The sequence below is a fragment of the Gordonia sp. (in: high G+C Gram-positive bacteria) genome (assembly GCF_020438995.1).
GTDB lineage: Bacteria > Actinomycetota > Actinomycetes > Mycobacteriales > Mycobacteriaceae > Gordonia.
Genome location: NZ_JAGQTN010000275.1, coordinates 15949 through 34619 on the forward strand (window position 1 = coordinate 15949; position 18671 = coordinate 34619).

The window sequence follows — 18671 nt, forward strand, 5'->3', positions numbered from 1 at the left end:
GCTGCAGTCGGGAAGCGGTGCCCGGACAGATCGGCTGGGCGAGGTGGTCGATGGCGATGCACCAGACACCGGTGCCTGCGTCTCAATGCAGCCGTCGATGAACATGCTTGGGGACGTAACGGGGCCGAAGCAGCGCAGGCCGCTAAGTAAGCACCCGGAGTCATTTGCACGCGACAACCGCGTTGCTGAGGTGTCCGGCGGACATGTTGCGGTGGACGAGGAGCGTCCGGGTCGGCGGACCTGGCGTCGGTGCATGACGTATCGTTTGCTGCGGACTGTCACCCAAAAGGGTGAAATCCGCGTCGTCATCTTTCCCCGCCTCCGAAAAAGTGCTAATTCTTGTTGACCATATTTCAGTGGAAGAGTGTTCAAGTGTGGTGCCCTTCTGTTTTGGGTGGCATCAGGACTGAACTAGGTGGAAGTGGATCCAGCGTCCTATCGATACGAAGAGGATATTGAGCAAATTGTCAGGTTTTCCGCGTTCCTATGCTTCATCGTCACTCGACCGGGCAAAGATTGAAGGCTTAGCGAGAATGGCGGCATCGCAGACTCGCATACCACCGACGCCGTCCATCGGCTACGGCGACTATTCTCATGGTAGAGAGAAGGAGGTTGTTCTCGTAGGGCAGTGTTGGGTTCTCGATCGACGCACTTGGAATGGGCGCTTTTCGCTCCAAGGTGGTAGAAAGGAGCGGGAGGGGCACGACGACACGTACATAGTCCTTAATCAAAGCGGAAATCTACAGAAAGTTTGGATAAGCACTGAAGTGCAACTTTCTGGGCTAGAAATAGATCACTCGGAAATACGTGGAGATTGCGTTCCGATTAGTGATGCGGATATCCAGTCGTTCGACTTTGATCCATACTTCTACGATAGCCGCCGCCAGGATAAGTATGGTGCTTGGACGGACAGATTTGATCCAGAAAACAATGGAGTGGGAACCATGCGGTTCTTTCGCCAGGGTGATGGTATGGTAAAATTGCTCGAAGATGTTCGAAATGGCACGGCGTCATTGCCGAAAGTTTCTCCCGAGCATACCGAGGCGGCTTCAATGGAGCGTGTCCAAGCGCGTGCCAAGGCCAGGGCGGCTGACGAAGCCAAGGTATTGAAACAGAATCAAGATCTGATTCAATACCGCCGCAAATGCAAGGTTGCCAGTGTCGTGTTGTATATCGTCGCTGCAGTTCTGGTCATGAAATGGGTCGACCAAGTCATGAAATGGGGTGACTGGACCGGTGCTCCGGTCCTTGCCTGGCTGGTTGCAATCGCAGGTATGGGGTTTGCTGGTGCTGTGCACGGCCGACGTCATCCTAAAGGTCGTTTCAGTTCTCCAATTGTTGCCCAACTCTTATTCTGTTCCGCTGCAACGATAATCGCATTCTGGGATGAGTTTACAGATCCCAAGTTTGCGAACCCGGGGTTTGAATTGATATTCGTCGCGACGATGCTTATCGGTGTGCTCGTGGTGTTCTGTGGGTCCATCATAACGCTTGTCATCGCAATGATCTTGAATAACGTGTGTGGATACCCCCCGAAGTCTCGGTAGTTGGACGACTCGGCGCCTGCTCCGGGATGTTATAAGTCACGAAGTCCGGCGAGTCAGGTTTGTCATATCTAATGTGCGGTTTATGCGCGGGATGGCCAAACTCAGTGGTAGTTCAACGGCGGATTGACGATGCGCGGGCGATCGCGATGACCTCCTCCTCCGAAGGCGGGCTCGATGGGTGGTAGCTCAGGCACAGAGGGGTTTGGATCTTCGCGAAGGAACCACCGTCGACCGCCGCGTAGTAGATGCCTGTTTGTAGGCGGCCGATGTCCGAAACGTCGGAACTCTTGGCCGCGGCGAGTTCCTTGGCCGCACTGATGTGGACCGGTGATTGGAACCGGCCGAGGAATTGGTTCGACGCGTTTCCGGCGATCTTGGAATGCAAACCTTTTGGGGCTTGTGTCGCGAAGACGAGGCCCAGGCCGTACTTTCGCGCCTGTGCGGCGAGCGCGAGTGTGCTTTCGGTGCATGTCGTCGTGCGCTCCGAGGGGGCGAAGTTCTGGGCCTCGTCCATCACGAGTACTGCGCCGAGCGGTTTGTTGCCCGCGGGGTGCTTCTTGATCCAGGCAAAAAGTGCCATTTGTAACTGGGCGATGAAGTTGTTGCGCTTGTTCGTATCAGGCAAACCCGACAGGTTGATCACCGAAACCCTCGCGCGGTAGCCCGCCGGCGGTGTCAGCAGGACCGACGGATTGACCGGGTCGTTGCTGTACACGTGGTCGGTGATCAGATCGGATCGCAGATTGTCCGAGAGTTCCCGCCCGAGCTTGGGGCTGTCGGAGAATTCGCACAGCGTGTCCGGGAGATCGGCGAGCAGATCCACGAGAGTGTCGATGGTGCCGCCACCGGTGCGGCCGAAATGTTCGATGGCCTGTTTGAGGGTCGCGAGCAGCCGCTTGTGTTTGGCCGACTTGCCGATCGCGAGGGCTCGCGGTGCCAGCGCGCCCAATGCCGAGGCCACCGCGGCACCGAACTCGTCCGGGTCGTTGACCACCCCGGTGAAATCCGGAAGCATCTGGAAGCTCAGCGGCCGTCCTGACATCTTTCCCGGGGTGAACACGGCTACATCGGTGTTCGCGATGTAGTCACGAGCGGTCGCCGCGTCCTCGGCGTTCGGCCACTCGCGTGAACCCTGCGGCCATGGCTGTCCGAGGCGGGCGAGGTCGTTGTTGACATCGAGGACGATCGACGACACGCCGCGCAGGGCACATTCCTCGATGATCCGCCGGATGAGAACCGTTTTTCCTGAACCCGATCCGGCAAAAATGACCGTGTGCTTGCGCAGCGCCTCCAACTCGACACTGACCTCACGCGAGGTCAGGGCGCCGACCACCGACCCCAGGACGAAGCGATTCGACCGCGTCGGTGTCCGCGCAGGTCGAGGAGCCGGCAAGGGCGTGGGGTCCACGGAAATGCCGACTTGCGAGGTTTCGAGGCGCGTCGTCGCTTGCGCTCCTTGTACTTCAACCGACGGTGAACCGGCGGCCGGTTCTGAATTCGAGTCAGTGCTGGATAGGAGCGCATCGAGCCACGTCAGGCGTGACGCGGGTCGCCGGGATGTGACCCACTCACCGAAGCGATCGACTCGCTCGGCGCGCAGCGCCCGCAACGCGATCAGGATTCGGATGTCATCGGCAGACCATGAGAGAACGACGCCGCCTCGCTCGATGAACTCGTTGACCAGTGCCGCGGTTTTCGGCCCGGAGGGCCACGGAGTCTGCCGCAGGATCGCCAGGATGTTGAGTCGGCTGGTAATCCCAGCCGCGGTACAGGCCCTCGTCAGACGTGTCTGTGCCGCAATCGCATTTCCCGAGGCGATCGCACGAAATGACCACGACTGCTGCGCGTCGGTCTCGGGGTCGATGGTGCGACGCAGCCGCGCATGAAGATTAGGGCTCTTACCCGGCTTGTCGTCCCAGTGGTAGCGCTCGGCGCCGGCCGGCAACGCATCGACCCAGGCGGCCAGGCCGGCCATCAACAGTTCTGGAACGCGGGTGTCCTCCGTGGTCGGATCCAACACGGCCGCCGGATCGGCCACCGCGATCAGTTCGTCGAACCGACGGTCGAGCGCAGTGAGTCCTGGATCGTCGTGAAGCGGTTCTGGTTCGGTCACCTCCTCTTGTCGGAGCGACGTCATCTCGGTCAGCGTTCCTGACCGCAAGCACATCCCGATGTGCCGATCCGCGGCCTGCATCAGCGCACGCGGAGTGTAGTCGACGGATTCATCCAGTGCGGCGTCGCTGACCGGCCACGTCGGATACGGCGGGGTGAAGGCTGACACCTCGTAGAACCGGGTGAATCGTTTGGTGAGCAGGCAGCGGCCGAACCCGGTGGATGTCGGCCGCTGCAGCGGCGGCAGCTTGCGAAACCGGTCGACGACCGCACGAGGAGCATTGTCTTCGAGGATTTTCCAGGCCGCCGACAGGCACGACACGATTGATGTTGTGCGGCTGAATGTTTCGCGCAGCGTCATTAATCCGTGGGCGATATTGTCGACGGTGCTCTGGTTTGCATTGCCGTGGTGATCGGTCACGATGAGGGTGTCGAGCTGGTCGATTGCGAGCACTGCGGCATTGTCTATCGCCAGAATGCGCGAAATGTTCTCCACGACCTCCTGGTAGCCGAGCCTTCTGACTTGAATACCCCAGGTCTTCGCCTCGTCAAGGTCCTCAAGGTTGAGGAAGAGAAAAGCCGTTCCCAGGTCTTGGAGAGCGAAGTCCTCCGAGGCAATGAGGACGAGCGCTCGCAGGATGTGCTGTGAACGTCGGCGATGCACGGGGTGTCTGCGGTAGACGGCACGGACGAAACGTTCAAGAATGTCCGGAGACAGCGGTGCATCACCGACAATCGCCCGCAGGTCGTCGGGGGACATTCCGGCGTCGCTGCCCAGTCTGTCGAGCAACTGGACCAGCTGGGAGGAATGCGTCGGCGACGGCCGATTCAAGTCCTCGGTGATACAGACGAGAATCGACTCCCAGAACTTTTCACCATCGAGGAGCTTGGCGAGAAAGAAGTAGCCGCCCGCGTATTGCACGCGTTCGCGGACCTGGCCGAGAAGGTGCGTCTTGCCCGATCCTGCCGGACCCTGGATAACCACCCCTAGAGGACTCGCCGCACCGCTCACCTGCGCATCGCCGAACGACCGCAGCGTTTCGTCGATGACCGAGTCGTGCAGGCCATCGACATGCACCGGGGCCTGCGGCGCCCAGATGTCGTCGCGGGTGGTCGCCCAATCCAGCCTGATCGACTCGAGTGCGCGGCGGGTCCCGGTATCCATTCAGCCCTCGATCGCGAAAAGGTGGCAGAGTTGGTTGCCGACCCGGACCGCGGCGGCGCGATCATCGTCGGTGAGTGACGACTGTTGCTCGTTGGGCTCGAGGCGGACACCCGGTTCGCGCTGCAGGGCGACCAGGGTGTCATCGAATTCGTCTTGGGCTACATCGTTGAGCGCGGCGCGCAATTCGGCGACTCGCACCCAGGCGCCGGGGTGCGAACACAACGCGTCGTACGCTGCGCGCACGCGCGAAGAGAGGCCCGCCGCAGCAGGTGCTTCTGTTTGCTCCGGGGATGCTTCGACGCCGAAGACCTCCGACAGGAGCGTGTCGGTCGCACGCAGGTAACGGCCGATTCCGCGCAGGACCGCGGCCAGTGCTTTCTCGACTGTTCCCGAGCCCGGCGGCGTGGGTGAGTGGAGTTCGGCGGCACACCACGCCCAACCCGCGTCGGTCAGCGTGTGCACGTAGGTCCGTTTGACCAGTACCGACTCGACGAGGCCCAGATCGTTGAGTCTGTCCCGGCGCTCCTTTTTCATCTCCGGAGAGATCTGACTCAGATCGGGATTGCGGATGGGCTTCGCATGAGCCATCAAGGCGAAGAGGATGGTGCGTTCGGCGCGCGACGGTGCATCGGTGGTCACAGGGTGATCTTTCCTTATTATCAGGGCTATTACCCAGTCAACGGTCTGCTTTCCGCCGCCGGGTGTGCACCACTTCGCGGAGTTCGGCCACGACGGCTCCCACGTCGTCGAGGACCCGTTCGTTCGTGTAGCGCAGCACCAGGTGCCCGGCTATCTGAAGAAGGTTGTCGCGCAGGCGGTCCGCCGCATACTTCGGTGCGGCGCGGTGGTCGGCGCCGTCGATCTCCACGACCACTCTTTCATGCCGCCACTGGAGGTCGACGCGAATGGTCTGGGCCAGGAGGTCGAGGCCGTCGATGCCGCGGTTCCATACCCGCTCGTCCGCCCATGTCTCGTGGGTCAGCGCTCGTTCGAGGAGTTGCTCGGCCGGGCTGTTCGCGGCTGGACGGCCGGCGATAGGGGTGAGTGTGATTGTCCCCGGCTGCATCGCAGTCGTGGCACGCGTGGACCGGTCCGCGGGTCGGCGCATGCGATGCAGATCGATGCGCGGTATCCGCGTCAGCTGGTCGAACTCGTGGCCGATGAGCCATACCGTCAGGCGACCGGCATGTGCCAGCCACTCGGCGGCGGCACCGATGGCCGCGTCACAGTCGGTGACCTCGTTGTCCGCCGTAACGACAATGATGATCTCGTCGCGACCGTAGCTACGCCGAAGCAGATCGGCCAGACCCGACAATCGGACCTCGGTCGAGTAGTCGGATCGCGGTTGCGTGTTCGATGCGGCAGACCGGGCAAGGTCAACCACGAACGGTGAGTAGGCGGCGGTCTGTTTGCTCATACGCCGGGCGAGCGCAACCGCAGCCGCTACACCGAGCGAACTGCGATCAGTCGTGAGATCGGATCCCGGCAACCATGTCGGGTACAGATTCAGCACGGCGTTCTGAAGTTCCCCGGCGATCAGATCGACGATGGTCCGTGCATGGGTGTCAAATTCAGGCGGACGGAGTCCGACAACGATCGGACTGTCGGGGGCGTCGATCTCCATCAGTGCGTCCAGGTCGCCATGGTCGACACCGAACACACGGCGCACCTTCCCTGCTCGGATCGCCTCCTGCCACCACATAGGCTCGCCACCTTACTATCGTCGACTCATTGTCCTAAACCCACTTGTCCTAAACCCCACGAATAGCCCTCGGCATCACAATAAATGCGGTGCCGAGGGCTATTCGTGGGGTTTAGCCTCGAAATTTCATGAGGCGACCGTTGCCTGTTGAGTGGGCCGAGGTGGTGGTCTGAGGACCGAATTCCGGGCCGGGGCCGGGAGGGGGCGTCCGAGCGTCGGTGGCGTCGGGGTTCACGGCCCCGAAAGGCGTTGCCCTTCCTGCTTGGTGGTCACGGTGAGCCGTAGTTCAGTCGGGGGTGGGAAGTGCTGTCAGGGTGTGTATTCCGTCCAGGAGTAGTTGTAGGTGAGGCGCACCGGCGGCGAGTTTGAGGCGGCGTCGCCGGGCGTGGCAGGTGATGCGGGCCGCGACCGAAAACAGTCGTAGCCGTAGCGCTTTGGGTTCCCACCTACGGGCGGGACTGTGTGCCAGGGCGAGCATTTGGGTCCAAGCGAGTAACTCGCAGGCCAACTCGACGATGACGCACCAGATACGGTTCTGATCGAATCGGTGCAACGGCAGGTTACGCAGGCCGCAGTCCTTGGCCGAGCGGATGCGGTCTTCGCATCGGGCCCGGCGGCGGTGGCGCAACTCCAGCGCCGCCAGCTGCCCTGTGGTGGTGTTGGTGGCGAATGCGGTCAGCCGCAGTCCGTCGGAGTCGGTGAACCGCAGCTGCGCACCGGGATGGGGCCTTTCTTTCCGCACGATGACCCGCATACCGGTAGGCCAGGACGATAAGTCCAGCATGCCGGTCAGTTCAGCCACCCACGCCCCGTCGCGTTCGGTCCCGTCGGCGTCATAGGCCGGGGTCCACACCTGCGGCAGGAGTCGCCCGATCGCCTGCGCGGCGGTATGCGAGAGTCCGAAACCCACCGAATATCCCAGACCACGGCCAGTGAGGTAGTTCAGGAACTCGTGGGTGCCGCCGGCTGAATCGGTACGGATCAGCACCGACTGGGCCGGTGTGCGTACTTGGGTCAGAACCTGTTCGGTGACCCTGATGTGGTCGGCGGCGGTATTGGCTCCGGCGTTGCCGGGTCGCAGCATCATCGCCACCGGCTCGCCAGTGCCGCTGGGACCGTGATCAACGAACGCACACAACGGATGAAACCCGAACCCCCGCTTATAGGTTGGCGCCGCCGATTCCTTCTCCGAGTGCGCGGTCAGCACACTCGCATCCAGATCCACCACCAACAGCCCACCCTGATCGCAGTCGGCGTCTGGGGCAGCGTCCCCGGCCGCCTGCCATGCATGTGCCCGGCGTGCGCGCGGGCGGTGTTGATCGCCGCCACAACGGGCCCGGCATCAGCAGCCAGCGCGGTGACCAGCCTCGATACCGTCGGATCCGAGGCCACCGGGCCGAACACGTCCTGATCGGCACGCAACTGCGCGATGTCGGCCAGGCAGTCACCGCCGATCGCGACCGACACTGTAGCGGCCTGATATTCAGCCCTTTGGGCTACATCTTTGGGCGGCAAAGGGTTCGGGTGGCTCCGCATGCGGACGCCTATTGCACACGTGTGGGGACCGGATGATCGGTCATCCGGAGCTGCCGGTGCTTGCTGATCGACCTGGATGGTGTTTGCGCGCGCCTGCTGAGCGGGCACCTCGTGTGCCGGGTGAGCCGTCGCCGTCGACGATGCTTAGGATGGCAGCTCTTGCGAGTTGCTGGCAGGCTTCCGGGCGGAGGGTGAGCCGGGTTCCACGCCTCATCTGCTGGAAGGCCGCGGATGCCGGTGTGTGGGCCTGCTCAGGCCGAGTGGCGGTCGAGATATTTGACGAGTGCCCGGCGCATGATCTCGGCGGGTTTCACGCCTTTGGCTGCCGCCCGGCTTTCGAGGCGTGCTCGGATGTCGGCGGGTAGCAGGACGGAAGTGGTCGGCGCATTTCCGCCGGGCGATCGTCGTTCGAGCTGGCGCAGGCGATCATGGGAGCAGTACCCGGGAGCCGATCGGTTCACCGGGGTGGCCGACCTGTCGGTGGTCGCGGACTCAGGGCAGCGCTCCCAGCGTTTTCAGTCGAAGACGTCGCCGATTGTCTGCGCCGTGGCGGCGCGGCTCAGCCACGTCTCGAGCTGCTCGAGGTCTTCACAGCTCTGTACGCGCTCACGTACCGCGTCGGGAACGTCGATACCGCGGGCGCGGAGCACGGTCAGGACACCGACAGCATCGCCAGCTCCTGGCTCGACGCTGCAACATCAGCTTCAGCGATCACCGGAGCGAGAAACGGCCCCACTACGATCGGGGTGATCGCCGATCCCCGCCCGATCGGGATCGGTGGCGCCGCACCGCGCCACGCCGTCATCGACGCAGATCGTCAAGGCGCTCGCCGCCGCTACAGCGACTCTGGCAATAGCGTGAAGTGGCCGCCGGACTTCGGGACCATCGAACTGAAGTGCCGACGGTCGAATGTGGCGATCTCGCGGACGCCGAACCGCTCGGCTACTGCGACCACTGAGGCGTCGGTGCCGCCGAGTGGGAATGAGGCGAAGCGTCGGACGAGCTCGACCATGCGCGCGACGTCGGCCTCGGTGAGGTCGACGACAGTGAACGTCCCGTCCACAACCGAGTCCAGAAAGGCCGCTTCTACTTCGGGGCCGCCGTGCTCGTTCAGCCAGTAGCACGTCTCTGCCAACACCATCGGTGACAGTAGTATCCGTTCACCCGCCATGAGCAGGTCCCGGAACAGTGCGTTCGCAGCGAAGTAGTGGGCATCACGCGTATTCGTCAGCGCTACCAGTGGGCCGGTGTCGCAGACGATCATTGGTCGGTGCCGAAACCTCGCGCCAGGACAGAGTCGATGTACTCGGGCGTCGAGCCGTCGACCGGGCCGTCGGTGATCATGCCGACGAATCTCGGCGGCCACGTTCTCCGCCGACTGGGTTCAGACAGGCGACGGGCGTCTCGCAGCAAGACTTCCACCTGGTCATCGGGCAAATCGTTGATGAGGTGGATCAGTTCGTCGCGGTTTGCTGTCACGAACCCAGCGTAGCCGAGTCGGGTGTCGGCGGGCGGCGCGCGCGAGCCACTGGCTGTGTGGACTGCGCTCGATGGCAGGCTTGGCGAAACACCTGCTCGGTTGCTACCTCGCCGGGGCGTTTCCGGCGGCTTTCAGTCGAAGACGTCGCCTATTGCCTCCGCCGTGGCAGCCCGGCCAACCACGTTTCGAGCTGCTGGACCAGTCGCCGCAGGCACCGACCGGTGGCGATTTGGGTTCTGATCCGGGGTTCTCTACACTAGACCGGTTGCCTGGGTGAACTGTGCCCCCGGGAGCCACAACTTCATACCTGAGACGGTGCCGGCGAAAAGCCAAGGGCATCTTCTCGGGGAGAACCTGCACAACTGTCCACTTCGTGGAAGGCCCACCGGGGGAGTGTTCGCACCACCTCGCTGTATGGGAACCACTACGAGAAAGGTTGACGGTCAACCATGACCATGACTGACCCGATCGCAGACTTTTTGACACGTCTGCGCAACGCCAACTCGGCGTACCACGACGAGGTCACCCTTCCGTCGTCGAAGATCAAGGTGGCTATCGCCGAGATCCTCAAGCGCGAGGGTTACATCACAGACTTCCGCACCGAAGATGCAGAGGTCGGCAAGAGCCTCGTCGTCTCCCTCAAGTACGGCCCGAGCCGTGAACGCAGTATCGCCGGTCTGCGCCGCGTCTCCAAGCCGGGTCTGCGGGTGTACGCGAAGTCCACCAACCTGCCCAAGGTCCTGGGCGGCCTCGGCGTGGCCATCATCTCCACGTCGTCCGGTCTGCTCACCGATCGTCAGGCAGCCAACCAGGGCGTGGGCGGCGAAGTCCTCGCCTACGTCTGGTAAGGGAGGCTAGAAGATATGTCACGTATCGGTAAGAATCCCATCGCCATCCCCGCCGGTGTGACCGTCTCGATCGACGGCCAGAACATCACCGTGAAGGGCCCCAAGGGCGAGCTCACCCACACCGTCACCGAGCCCATCGCGGTCGCTCAGGAAGACGGCAACATTGTGGTGACCCGACCCAACGACGAGCGCCGCAGCCGTGCCCTGCACGGCCTCAACCGGTCTCTGGTGAACAACCTCGTCATCGGCGTCACCCAGGGCTACACCAACAAGATGGAAATCTTCGGTGTCGGCTACCGCGTGCAGGCCAAGGGCAAGGACCTCGAGTTCGCGCTCGGTTACAGCCATCCCGTGCCGATCGAGGCTCCCGAAGGCATCACCTTCGCCGTCGAGACGCCCACCAAGTTCTCGGTGTCGGGTATCGACAAGCAGAAAGTCGGCGAGATCTCGGCGGTCATCCGCCGCCTGCGTCGCCCCGACCCGTACAAGGGCAAGGGCATTCGCTACGAGGGTGAGCAGATCCGTCGCAAGGTCGGAAAGACGGGTAAGTAAGCCATGAGTGAAACCAAGATCGATCGCAAGCCGCTCGGCAAGGACGCCTCGACTCGCCGTCGTACCTCGACCGCGAACCGCCATTTCCGTCTGCGTAAGAAGGTCGCCGGCACCGCCGAGCGTCCCCGTCTGGCCGTCAAGCGCAGCAGCCGCCACATCCACGTGCAGCTCATCGACGACCTCGCCGGCAAGACCCTTGCCGCCGCGTCCTCGATCGAGGCCGACGTGCGTGCTGTGGACGGCGACAAGTCGGCACACGCGGCCAAGGTGGGCGAGCTGATCGCCGCCCGCGCCAAGGCAGCCGGTGTGGAGGCCGTCGTGTTCGACCGTGGTGGCAAGGACTACCACGGCCGGATCGCCGCGCTCGCCGACGCCGCCCGCGAGGGAGGCCTGAGCTTCTGATGACCATCTCGACCAGCAACACCACAGTGACCGGAGGGAACCTCTGATGCCCGGACGTCAGCGTGACGGCGGAAACGGACCCGCCGGAAACGACAACAACAACAGCAACGAGCGTCGCGGCCGCGGCGAGCGTCGTGACCGCGGTGGCCGCGATCGCGACCAGGACCGCAACCAGCTTGAGCGCGTCGTCGCGATCAACCGCGTGTCCAAGGTCGTCAAGGGTGGCCGCCGGTTCTCCTTCACCGCACTCGTGGTGGTGGGCGACGGCCAGGGCCTCGTCGGCGTCGGCTACGGCAAGGCCAAGGAAGTTCCGGCCGCGATCCAGAAGGGTGTCGAAGAGGCTCGCAAGAACTTCTTCCGCGTCCCGCTGATCGGCGGCACCGTGACCCACCCCGTCCAGGGTGAGGCCGCTGCCGGTGTCGTGATGCTTCGCCCGGCCAGCCCCGGTACCGGTGTGATCGCCGGTGGCGCGGTGCGTGCCGTGCTCGAATGCGCCGGTGTGCACGATGTTCTCGCCAAGAGCCTCGGCTCCGACAACGCGATCAACGTCGTCCACGCCACCGTTGCGGCTCTCAAGATGCTGCAGCGTCCCGAAGAGGTCGCGGCCCGTCGTGGCCTCCCGATCGAAGATGTGGCACCGGCCGGTATGCTCCGCGCCCGGGCCGGCCAGGGAGCGTAAGACCAATGGCAGAACTGAAGATCACCCAGGTCAAGGGCACCATCGGTACCAAGAAGAACCAGCGTGACAGCCTGCGCACCCTCGGTCTGAAGGGTATCCGCAAGACCGTCACCCGCGAGGACACCCCGCAGAACCGCGGCCTGATCAACGTGGTGCGCCACCTCGTGACAGTCGAAGAGGTTTAAGCAAATGACCATCAAGCTCCATCATCTTCGCCCCGCAGAGGGTGCGAAGACCGAGAAGACCCGTGTGGGTCGTGGTGAGGGATCCAAGGGTAAGACCGCGGGTCGCGGCACCAAGGGCACCAAGGCCCGCAAGAACGTGCCCGCCGCGTTCGAAGGCGGCCAGATGCCGATCCACATGCGGCTGCCGAAGCTCAAGGGCTTCACCAACCGCAACCGGGTCGAGTACCAGGTCGTGAACGTCGGCGACATCGCCCGGCTGTTCCCGCAGGGCGGCACCATCGGCGTCGACGACCTCGTCGCCGCCGGCGCCGTTCGCAAGAACAAGCTGGTGAAGGTGCTCGGCGACGGCGACCTGTCGGTGGCCGTCAACGTCACCGCCAACAAGTTCACCGGCGCGGCCAAGGAGAAGATCACCGCCGCCGGTGGTAGCGTCTCCGAGCTCTGACACGCCCACGAGCCGCCGGACGAGAGCAGCGTCACACGCCGCTCTCGTTCGGCGGCTCGCTGCGGTTCGCGTGCGGCCCCCGTGCGGGCCGAAATCTCCTCAACCCGGCATTTTCCCTGGTCACACGGTGGCCGACGAGGCGAATCCGGTCTCACTGTTAGAGTTTCACAAGACGTTCCCGGCCATTTCGGCCGACACCACCCCGGACTAGGAGGAACTTAGTGCTCTCCCCCCTCGTCGCGGCCTTCAGGACGCCGGACCTGAGGAAGAAGATCCTCTTCGTCATCGGCATCGTCATCCTGTACCGCCTCGGCGCCACCATCCCGTCCCCGGGCGTGAACTACAAAGTAGTGAACGAGTGCATGGACCAGATCAACTCCGGAGACAATCAGGTCTACGCGTTGATCAACATGTTCTCCGGCGGCGCCATGCTGCAGTTGGCCGTGTTCGCGATCGGCATCATGCCGTACATCACCGCCAGCATCATCGTGCAGCTGCTGACCGTCGTGATCCCCCGTTTCGAGCAGCTGCGCAAAGAAGGCCAGTCCGGCCAGGCCAAGATGACGCAGTACACCCGCTACCTGACGGTGGCGCTGGCGTTGCTGCAGTCCACGGGCATCGTCGCCCTGGCCTCGCGCGGCCAGCTCCTGCCCGACAGCTGCAAGGGTGATGTGCTCAGCGACGAGTCGGTGTTCGCGCTGACGATCGTCGTGCTCGTCATGACCGCGGGCGCCTGCGTCGTCATGTGGATGGGTGAGCTCATCACCGAGCGCGGCGTCGGCAACGGCATGTCGCTGCTGATCTTCGCCGGTATCTCCGCCCGCATCCCCTCCGAGGGCAAAGCCATCCTCGACCAGCGCGGCGCACTCGCATTCTCGCTCGTGTGCGTGGCCGCCCTCGTCATCATCGCCGGTGTCGTGTTCGTTGAGCAGGGCCAGCGCCGCATCCCGGTGCAATACGCCAAGCGCATGGTGGGCCGCAAGATGTACGGCGGATCGTCGACGTATCTGCCGCTCAAGGTCAACCAGGCCGGCGTCATCCCGGTGATCTTCGCGTCGTCGTTGCTGTATCTGCCGCAGCTCATCCTCCAGCTCACCGCCGGGTCCAACGACACGTCGGGCTGGAAGAAGTTCATGAACGACTATCTGACGGATCCGACCAGCTGGTCGCACATCCTGCTGTACTTCGCGATGATCATCTTCTTCACGTACTTCTACGTGGCCGTCACCTTCAACCCCGAAGAGCGTGCCGACGACATGAAGAAGTACGGCGGATTCATCCCGGGTATCCGTCCCGGCCAGCCCACCGCCGACTACCTCGGCTATGTGCTGAGCCGAATCACCCTGCCCGGTTCGATCTACCTCGGTATCATCGCCGTGTTGCCCAACGTCTTCCTCGACATGAGCAGTGGCGGTTCGGCCAGCGGACTGAACTTCTTCGGCGGCACCGCGGTGCTGATCATGGTCGGTGTCGGATTGGACACGATGAAGCAGGTCAACAGTCAATTGATGCAACGGAAGTACGAAGGGTTCCTCAAGTGAGACTTGTTATTCTCGGTCCGCCCGGAGCGGGCAAAGGCACACAGGCAGAGCTGCTCAGCGAGGCTCTCGGGATCCCGCACATCTCCACCGGTGATCTGTTCCGCGCCAATATCTCGCAGGGCACTCCGGTGGGTATCGAGGCCAAGAAGTACCTCGACGCAGGCAACCTCGTGCCGTCGGAGATCACCGTCGACATGGTGCGTGCCCGGCTCGCCGAGCCCGACGCCGTCAAGGGCTTCCTGCTCGACGGTTTTCCCCGGTCCACCGGGCAGGCCGACGCGCTCGTCGAGATCCTCACCAACCTCGACGAGACCCTCAACGGGGTGCTGTCGCTCGAGGTCGACGCCGACGTGGTGGTCGAGCGGATGCTGGCCCGTGGCCGCGCCGATGACACCGAGGAAGTGATCCGCAACCGCCTCTCGGTGTACGCCACCGAGACCGCGCCGCTGCTGGAGTACTACGCCGGGCACATCATGGCCATCAACGCCGTCGGAGACGTGCAAGAGGTGCATCAGCGGATTCTCGGCGCGCTCGGCGACAACTGAGCCGTGTTGCGCAGGACAAAGAAGAAGGTCCCGTTTCGCACCGCCGCCGAAGTCGACGCGATGGCGGCGGCCGGTGCGATCGTCGGGGCAGCACTGGTCGCGGTGCGTGAGGCGGCCACACCAGGGATGTCGACCCTCGACCTCGATGAGATCGCCGAAACGGTGATCCGCGAGGCGGGGGCCGTCCCGTCTTTCAAGGGCTATCACGGATTTCCCGGCTCCATCTGCAGCTCCGTGAACGAGGTGGTGGTGCACGGCATCCCCACCAAGGACACCGTCCTCGCCGACGGCGACCTCGTGTCCATCGACTGCGGCGCCATCCTCGACGGCTGGCACGGCGACTCGGCCTGGACCTTCGGTATCGGTGAGATCTCGCAGGCCGATTCGGATCTGAGCGAGGCCACCCGGCTCACGCTCGACGCCGGAATCGCGGCGATGGTCGATGGTGCCCGGCTCACCGACATCTCCCACGCTTTGGAGAAGGCCACTCGTGCGGCCGAGGTGAAGTTCGGCCGCGGGTTCGGCATCGTCTCCGGGTACGGCGGGCACGGCATCGGCCGCGAAATGCACCTGGACCCATTCCTGGCGAACGAGGGCAAACCCAATCGTGGGCCGTTGCTGGTGATCGGCTCCACCCTCGCTATCGAACCGATGCTCACGTTGGGGACCACCGAAACGTCGGTACTCGGCGATGATTGGACCGTCGTCACCGACGACGGGTCGCGGGCGGCGCACTGGGAGCACACGGTTGTCGTGACCGGGGACGGGCCGCGGATTCTCACCACGCGGCCGTAGGCGCTTCGTTTCGCGGTGGTCCGGTCATGCGCGGATTGTCACCGGACCCTTCGTGACCTTCGCTCCTTCGTCGCTTCAGCCTCAGGGATCAAGAGGTTTGGTTGTTTTGGTGTCGGGGTTGAAGAGGTTTGGTTGCCTTGGTGTCGGGATAGGTGGTCGTTTGTTCGTCGCGGCCGGGCATCTTGATCCCTGAGGAGGGTCGCGCGAGCTTGCGAGCCGACTCGTCACGAAGGGTCCGGCGACGTGAGGCTCTCAACGTTGTTCGCGGACAGTCTGTCGGGGCGGGTGTAGGCGACGAGGGAGTCGCCGCGGACGAAGCCCAGGAGGGTGAGGCCGGAGTCGTCGGCGAGATCGGCGGCCAGCGACGATGGGGCGGATACCGCCGACAGCATCGGGATTCCTGCCATCACCGCTTTCTGTACCAGTTCGAAACTCGCCCGCCCGGATACCTGCAGGATGTGACCGCGCAGCGGCAGTAGCCCCTGGGTGAGGGCCCAGCCGATCACCTTGTCGACGGCATTGTGCCGACCCACATCCTCGCGGACGACGACGAGTTCGCCGGTGCGGCCGTCGAACAGGGCCGCCGCGTGCAGGCCGCCGGTCTTGTCGAAGACGCTCTGGTGATCGCGTAGCCGGGCGGGGAACTCCAGGAGAGCAGCGACGGAGATGGTCAGTGGGTCGTCGGCGACACCGAACGACGACCGGATCGCGATCGCGTCGATGCTGTCCTTGCCGCACACCCCGCAAGCGCTGGTGGTGGTGAAACTCCGGGCCAGTTCGGGGGCGGGGGGAGCCACGTGCGCGGCGAGGACGATGTCGAGGACGTTGTAGGTGTTGGCGCCGTCGGCGCCGGTTCCGGCACAGTAGCGGGCCGTGACCAGATCGTCGGCTCCGGTCAGCACGCCCTCGGAGACGAGGAAACCGGCGGCGAGCTCGACGTCGTTGCCCGGGGTGCGCATTGTCACCACCAACGACTTGCCGCCGACCCGGATTTCCAGTGGTTCCTCCACCGCGAGGGTGTCGGGGCGCGCCACGGTATGCCCGTCACCCCGGATGCGGGTGACGCGGCGTCGGGTGGTGATACGGCCCATGGGTTTACGCTAGCGCCGTATCAGCGCGGATCGGTGTCCAGGATGAGGGTGACCGGGCCGTCGTTGACCAGCGACACGTGCATGTGGGCGCCGAAGCGTCCGGTGGCGACAGTGGCCCCGAACGACCGTAGCGCGTCGACGACGGCGTCGACGAGGGGTTCGGCGATCGGTCCGGGGGCGGCGGCGTTCCACGACGGGCGTCGGCCCTTGGCGGTGTTCGCGTACAGGGTGAACTGGCTGATCACCAGGATCGGCGCACCGACGTCGGCCGCGGACAGTTCCCGATCCGGCCCGGGCAGAATACGTAGCCGCCAGATCTTGTCGGCCAGCTTCGCGGCATCATCGGCGGTGTCGTCATGGGTGACGCCGACGAGCACGACGAGGCCGTGTTCGTCGGCGCCTATGTCCAGGGCTCCGACCACTTCGCCGTCGACGGTGACGCTTGCCTGGCTGACTCGCTGGACGACTGCTCGCATCGATCCAGCATGCCAGTCCCGCTACGCGGCCGTGCGCGCGGTGGACGGCAATGAACGGTCAGGGTCTGGGAACCGGCGTGGTCGGTGCCGATCAACTGGCGTTCTGCGCTGACGCCTGCCGGACCGCGAACTGGTTCTCCGGCCGGGGCAGACCGAGATGATCGCGCAGCGTCGTGCCGGTGTATTCGGTGCGGAACAGGCCGCGGCGCTGCAGGATCGGGACTACGTGCTCGGTGAAGTCCGTGAGCCCACCCGGATAGTAGGGCGGCATCACGTTGAAACCGTCGGCCGCGCCCTGGGTGAACCATTCTTCGATGGTGTCGGCGATCTGCTCCGGGGTGCCGGCGAATACGCGGTGGCCGCGCGCCCCGGCCAGTCGGTGCAGGAGCCTGCGGACCGTCGGGCGTTCCTTGGCGACGATCTCGGCGACCACCTGTTTGCGGCTGCGCTTGTTGTCGGTGACGTTGCCGGCCTCGCCGAAGGCGTCGAGGGGGACCGGTGCGTCGAGGTCCAGGGCCGACAGGTCGACGTCGGCGAGGCCGCGAATCTGGTTGAGACCGTAGGCGGGTACGGTGAGTTCGTTGAACTCGTTCTCGAGTTCCTTTGCCGCGGTTTCGGTGTCGCCGATGAAGGGGCTCAGGCCGGGCAGGATCTTGATGTGATCGGGATTGCGGCCCAATGCCTTTGCCTGTGCCTTGATGTCTGAGTAGAAGGCCTGCGCGTTGGACAGCGACTGGTGTGCGGTGAAGATGGCCTCGGCGTAGCGGGCGGCGAAGGCACGGCCGTCGTTGGATGCGCCCGCCTGCACCAACACCGGATAACCCTGCGGAGAGCGTGGCGCGTTGAAAGCGCCACGGACGGTGAGGTGTTCGCCGACGAACTCGGCTCGGTGGATCTTGCCGGTGTCGGCATAGCGGCCGTTGTCGCGATCCAGGAGAACGGCATCGTCCTCCCACGAATCCCACAACCGGGTGGCGGTGTCGACGAACTCGGCCGCCCGCTTGTAACGGGACACCGGGTCGGGATGTGCAGTGAGACCGAAGTTTTCGGCCGCGGCATCGGTGGAGGTGGTGACGATGTTCCAGCCCGCCCGGCCCTTGGAAATGAAGTCCAGGGTCGAGAACAGGCGCGCCAGGTTGTATGGCTCGTAGTAGGTGGTGGAGGCGGTGGCGATCAGCCCGATGCGTTCGGTGGCCGCGGCGATCGCGCCGAGAACGGTGATCGGTTCGAGGCGGCCGGCGGTGCTGTAGGCGGCCTCGCTGCGCAGGGCCGGGCCGTCGGCGAAGAATACGGCGTCGAAAAGTGCTGCCTCGGCTGCCTTTCCGATTTCCTGGTAGTAGTCGGCGTCGAAGACACGGTGCGGTTGGCTGCGCGGGTGCCGCCACGCGGCCTCGTGGTGGCCGGCGGGGTAGATGAAGGCGTTCAGATGGAGTTGTCGGGTGGACATGGGTGTGTTCCTTCTGTTCTGGGGTGGATGCGTCAGGTGTCGAAAGGTCGCCGGACCCAACGCGTCCCTTGCTCCTTCGTCGCGTCGGCCTCAGGGATCAAGGTGCGTGGTTGTGTCTTTGTT

Annotated in this window: 21 protein-coding genes and 1 pseudogene; 10 read left to right on the plus strand and 12 right to left on the minus strand. The window is 64.1% G+C overall.

Translation table 11 applies throughout. The features are described 5' to 3' along the window. The first annotated feature begins 455 nt into the window (after nucleotides 1–455). Nucleotides 456–1547, plus strand: coding sequence for a hypothetical protein (locus KDB67_RS19435; protein ID WP_291019487.1), 1092 nt, complete (start codon nucleotides 456–458; stop codon nucleotides 1545–1547). Nucleotides 1548–1659: 112 nt separating this feature from the next. Here the strand turns inward: KDB67_RS19435 and KDB67_RS19440 are convergent, their stop codons facing one another. From KDB67_RS19440 to KDB67_RS19480, 9 genes and pseudogenes are all read right to left on the minus strand, one after another. Beyond that, nucleotides 1660–4824 carry an AAA family ATPase gene (locus tag KDB67_RS19440; RefSeq protein ID WP_291019490.1) on the minus strand — a complete coding sequence of 1055 codons (3165 nt, stop codon included), beginning with the start codon at nucleotides 4822–4824 and terminating at the stop codon, nucleotides 1660–1662. After that, entirely contained in the window at nucleotides 4825–5463 is a 639-nt protein-coding gene (locus KDB67_RS19445) for a hypothetical protein (protein ID WP_291019493.1), read from the minus strand. A gap of 37 nt (nucleotides 5464–5500) precedes the next feature. Further along, nucleotides 5501–6526 carry a DUF559 domain-containing protein gene (locus KDB67_RS19450; RefSeq protein ID WP_291019495.1) on the minus strand — a complete coding sequence of 342 codons (1026 nt, stop codon included), beginning with the start codon at nucleotides 6524–6526 and terminating at the stop codon, nucleotides 5501–5503. A 286-nt stretch (nucleotides 6527–6812) separates the two neighbouring features. Next, nucleotides 6813–7993 (minus strand): annotated as a pseudogene (locus tag KDB67_RS19455) (IS1380 family transposase); the annotation flags it as partial. A 320-nt stretch (nucleotides 7994–8313) separates the two neighbouring features. Continuing rightward, nucleotides 8314–8523, minus strand: a complete 210-nt coding sequence (locus KDB67_RS19460; protein ID WP_291019498.1) for a CopG family transcriptional regulator — start codon at nucleotides 8521–8523, stop codon at nucleotides 8314–8316. 54 nt (nucleotides 8524–8577) lie between these two features. After that, nucleotides 8578–8712, minus strand: coding sequence for a hypothetical protein (locus tag KDB67_RS19465; RefSeq protein WP_291019501.1), 135 nt, complete (start codon nucleotides 8710–8712; stop codon nucleotides 8578–8580). A 2-nt stretch (nucleotides 8713–8714) separates the two neighbouring features. Continuing rightward, nucleotides 8715–8867, minus strand: a complete 153-nt coding sequence (locus tag KDB67_RS19470; RefSeq protein WP_291019503.1) for a hypothetical protein — start codon at nucleotides 8865–8867, stop codon at nucleotides 8715–8717. A gap of 30 nt (nucleotides 8868–8897) precedes the next feature. After that, nucleotides 8898–9326, minus strand: coding sequence for a PIN domain-containing protein (locus KDB67_RS19475; RefSeq protein ID WP_291019505.1), 429 nt, complete (start codon nucleotides 9324–9326; stop codon nucleotides 8898–8900). Then, entirely contained in the window at nucleotides 9323–9541 is a 219-nt protein-coding gene (locus KDB67_RS19480) for a hypothetical protein (protein WP_291019507.1), read from the minus strand. Before KDB67_RS19480 ends, KDB67_RS19475 begins: the two co-directional genes overlap by 4 nt. A 450-nt stretch (nucleotides 9542–9991) precedes the next feature. On the opposite strand from KDB67_RS19480, the gene rpsH reads away from it, so the two are divergent. The 9 genes from rpsH to map all read left to right on the plus strand — a co-directional run bounded on the left by rpsH (nucleotide 9992) and on the right by map (nucleotide 15534). Beyond that, on the plus strand, nucleotides 9992–10390 hold the full coding sequence (gene rpsH / locus KDB67_RS19485; protein ID WP_005187635.1) for a 30S ribosomal protein S8: 399 nt from the start codon (nucleotides 9992–9994) through the stop codon (nucleotides 10388–10390). A gap of 15 nt (nucleotides 10391–10405) precedes the next feature. Next, nucleotides 10406–10942: a 50S ribosomal protein L6 gene (gene rplF, locus KDB67_RS19490; protein WP_291019510.1), complete on the plus strand. Its 537-nt coding sequence runs from the start codon at nucleotides 10406–10408 to the stop codon at nucleotides 10940–10942. 3 nt (nucleotides 10943–10945) lie between these two features. Beyond that, a complete protein-coding gene (gene rplR, locus KDB67_RS19495) occupies nucleotides 10946–11344 on the plus strand; it encodes a 50S ribosomal protein L18 (RefSeq protein ID WP_291019512.1) in 399 nt (132 codons plus the stop codon). A 46-nt stretch (nucleotides 11345–11390) separates the two neighbouring features. Next, nucleotides 11391–12023 (plus strand): 30S ribosomal protein S5, encoded by a 633-nt coding sequence (gene rpsE, locus KDB67_RS19500; protein WP_291019514.1) that lies wholly within the window; start codon nucleotides 11391–11393, stop codon nucleotides 12021–12023. A 5-nt stretch (nucleotides 12024–12028) separates the two neighbouring features. Further along, a complete protein-coding gene (gene rpmD, locus KDB67_RS19505) occupies nucleotides 12029–12208 on the plus strand; it encodes a 50S ribosomal protein L30 (RefSeq protein WP_005187653.1) in 180 nt (59 codons plus the stop codon). Between the two features lie 4 nt (nucleotides 12209–12212). Beyond that, nucleotides 12213–12653 (plus strand): 50S ribosomal protein L15, encoded by a 441-nt coding sequence (rplO, locus tag KDB67_RS19510; protein ID WP_291019515.1) that lies wholly within the window; start codon nucleotides 12213–12215, stop codon nucleotides 12651–12653. Between the two features lie 221 nt (nucleotides 12654–12874). Continuing rightward, nucleotides 12875–14194, plus strand: a complete 1320-nt coding sequence (gene secY / locus KDB67_RS19515; protein WP_291019518.1) for a preprotein translocase subunit SecY — start codon at nucleotides 12875–12877, stop codon at nucleotides 14192–14194. Beyond that, nucleotides 14191–14739 carry an adenylate kinase gene (locus tag KDB67_RS19520; RefSeq protein ID WP_291019522.1) on the plus strand — a complete coding sequence of 183 codons (549 nt, stop codon included), beginning with the start codon at nucleotides 14191–14193 and terminating at the stop codon, nucleotides 14737–14739. The genes secY and KDB67_RS19520 overlap by 4 nt, the downstream gene beginning before the upstream one ends. A gap of 3 nt (nucleotides 14740–14742) precedes the next feature. Continuing rightward, nucleotides 14743–15534 carry a type I methionyl aminopeptidase gene (gene map / locus KDB67_RS19525; RefSeq protein ID WP_291019524.1) on the plus strand — a complete coding sequence of 264 codons (792 nt, stop codon included), beginning with the start codon at nucleotides 14743–14745 and terminating at the stop codon, nucleotides 15532–15534. 224 nt (nucleotides 15535–15758) lie between these two features. Here map and fdhD read toward each other — a convergent pair whose 3' ends face one another. The 3 genes from fdhD to KDB67_RS19540 all read right to left on the minus strand — a co-directional run bounded on the left by fdhD (nucleotide 15759) and on the right by KDB67_RS19540 (nucleotide 18548). Further along, nucleotides 15759–16625, minus strand: a complete 867-nt coding sequence (gene fdhD / locus KDB67_RS19530) for a formate dehydrogenase accessory sulfurtransferase FdhD (RefSeq protein WP_291019526.1) — start codon at nucleotides 16623–16625, stop codon at nucleotides 15759–15761. A 20-nt stretch (nucleotides 16626–16645) separates the two neighbouring features. After that, nucleotides 16646–17101 (minus strand): D-aminoacyl-tRNA deacylase, encoded by a 456-nt coding sequence (gene dtd / locus KDB67_RS19535; protein ID WP_291019529.1) that lies wholly within the window; start codon nucleotides 17099–17101, stop codon nucleotides 16646–16648. Between the two features lie 91 nt (nucleotides 17102–17192). Next, the gene (locus KDB67_RS19540; RefSeq protein WP_291019532.1) at nucleotides 17193–18548 is read right to left on the minus strand and encodes an LLM class flavin-dependent oxidoreductase; all 1356 of its coding nucleotides are present in this window, start codon (nucleotides 18546–18548) and stop codon (nucleotides 17193–17195) included. Nucleotides 18549–18671 lie beyond the last annotated feature (123 nt).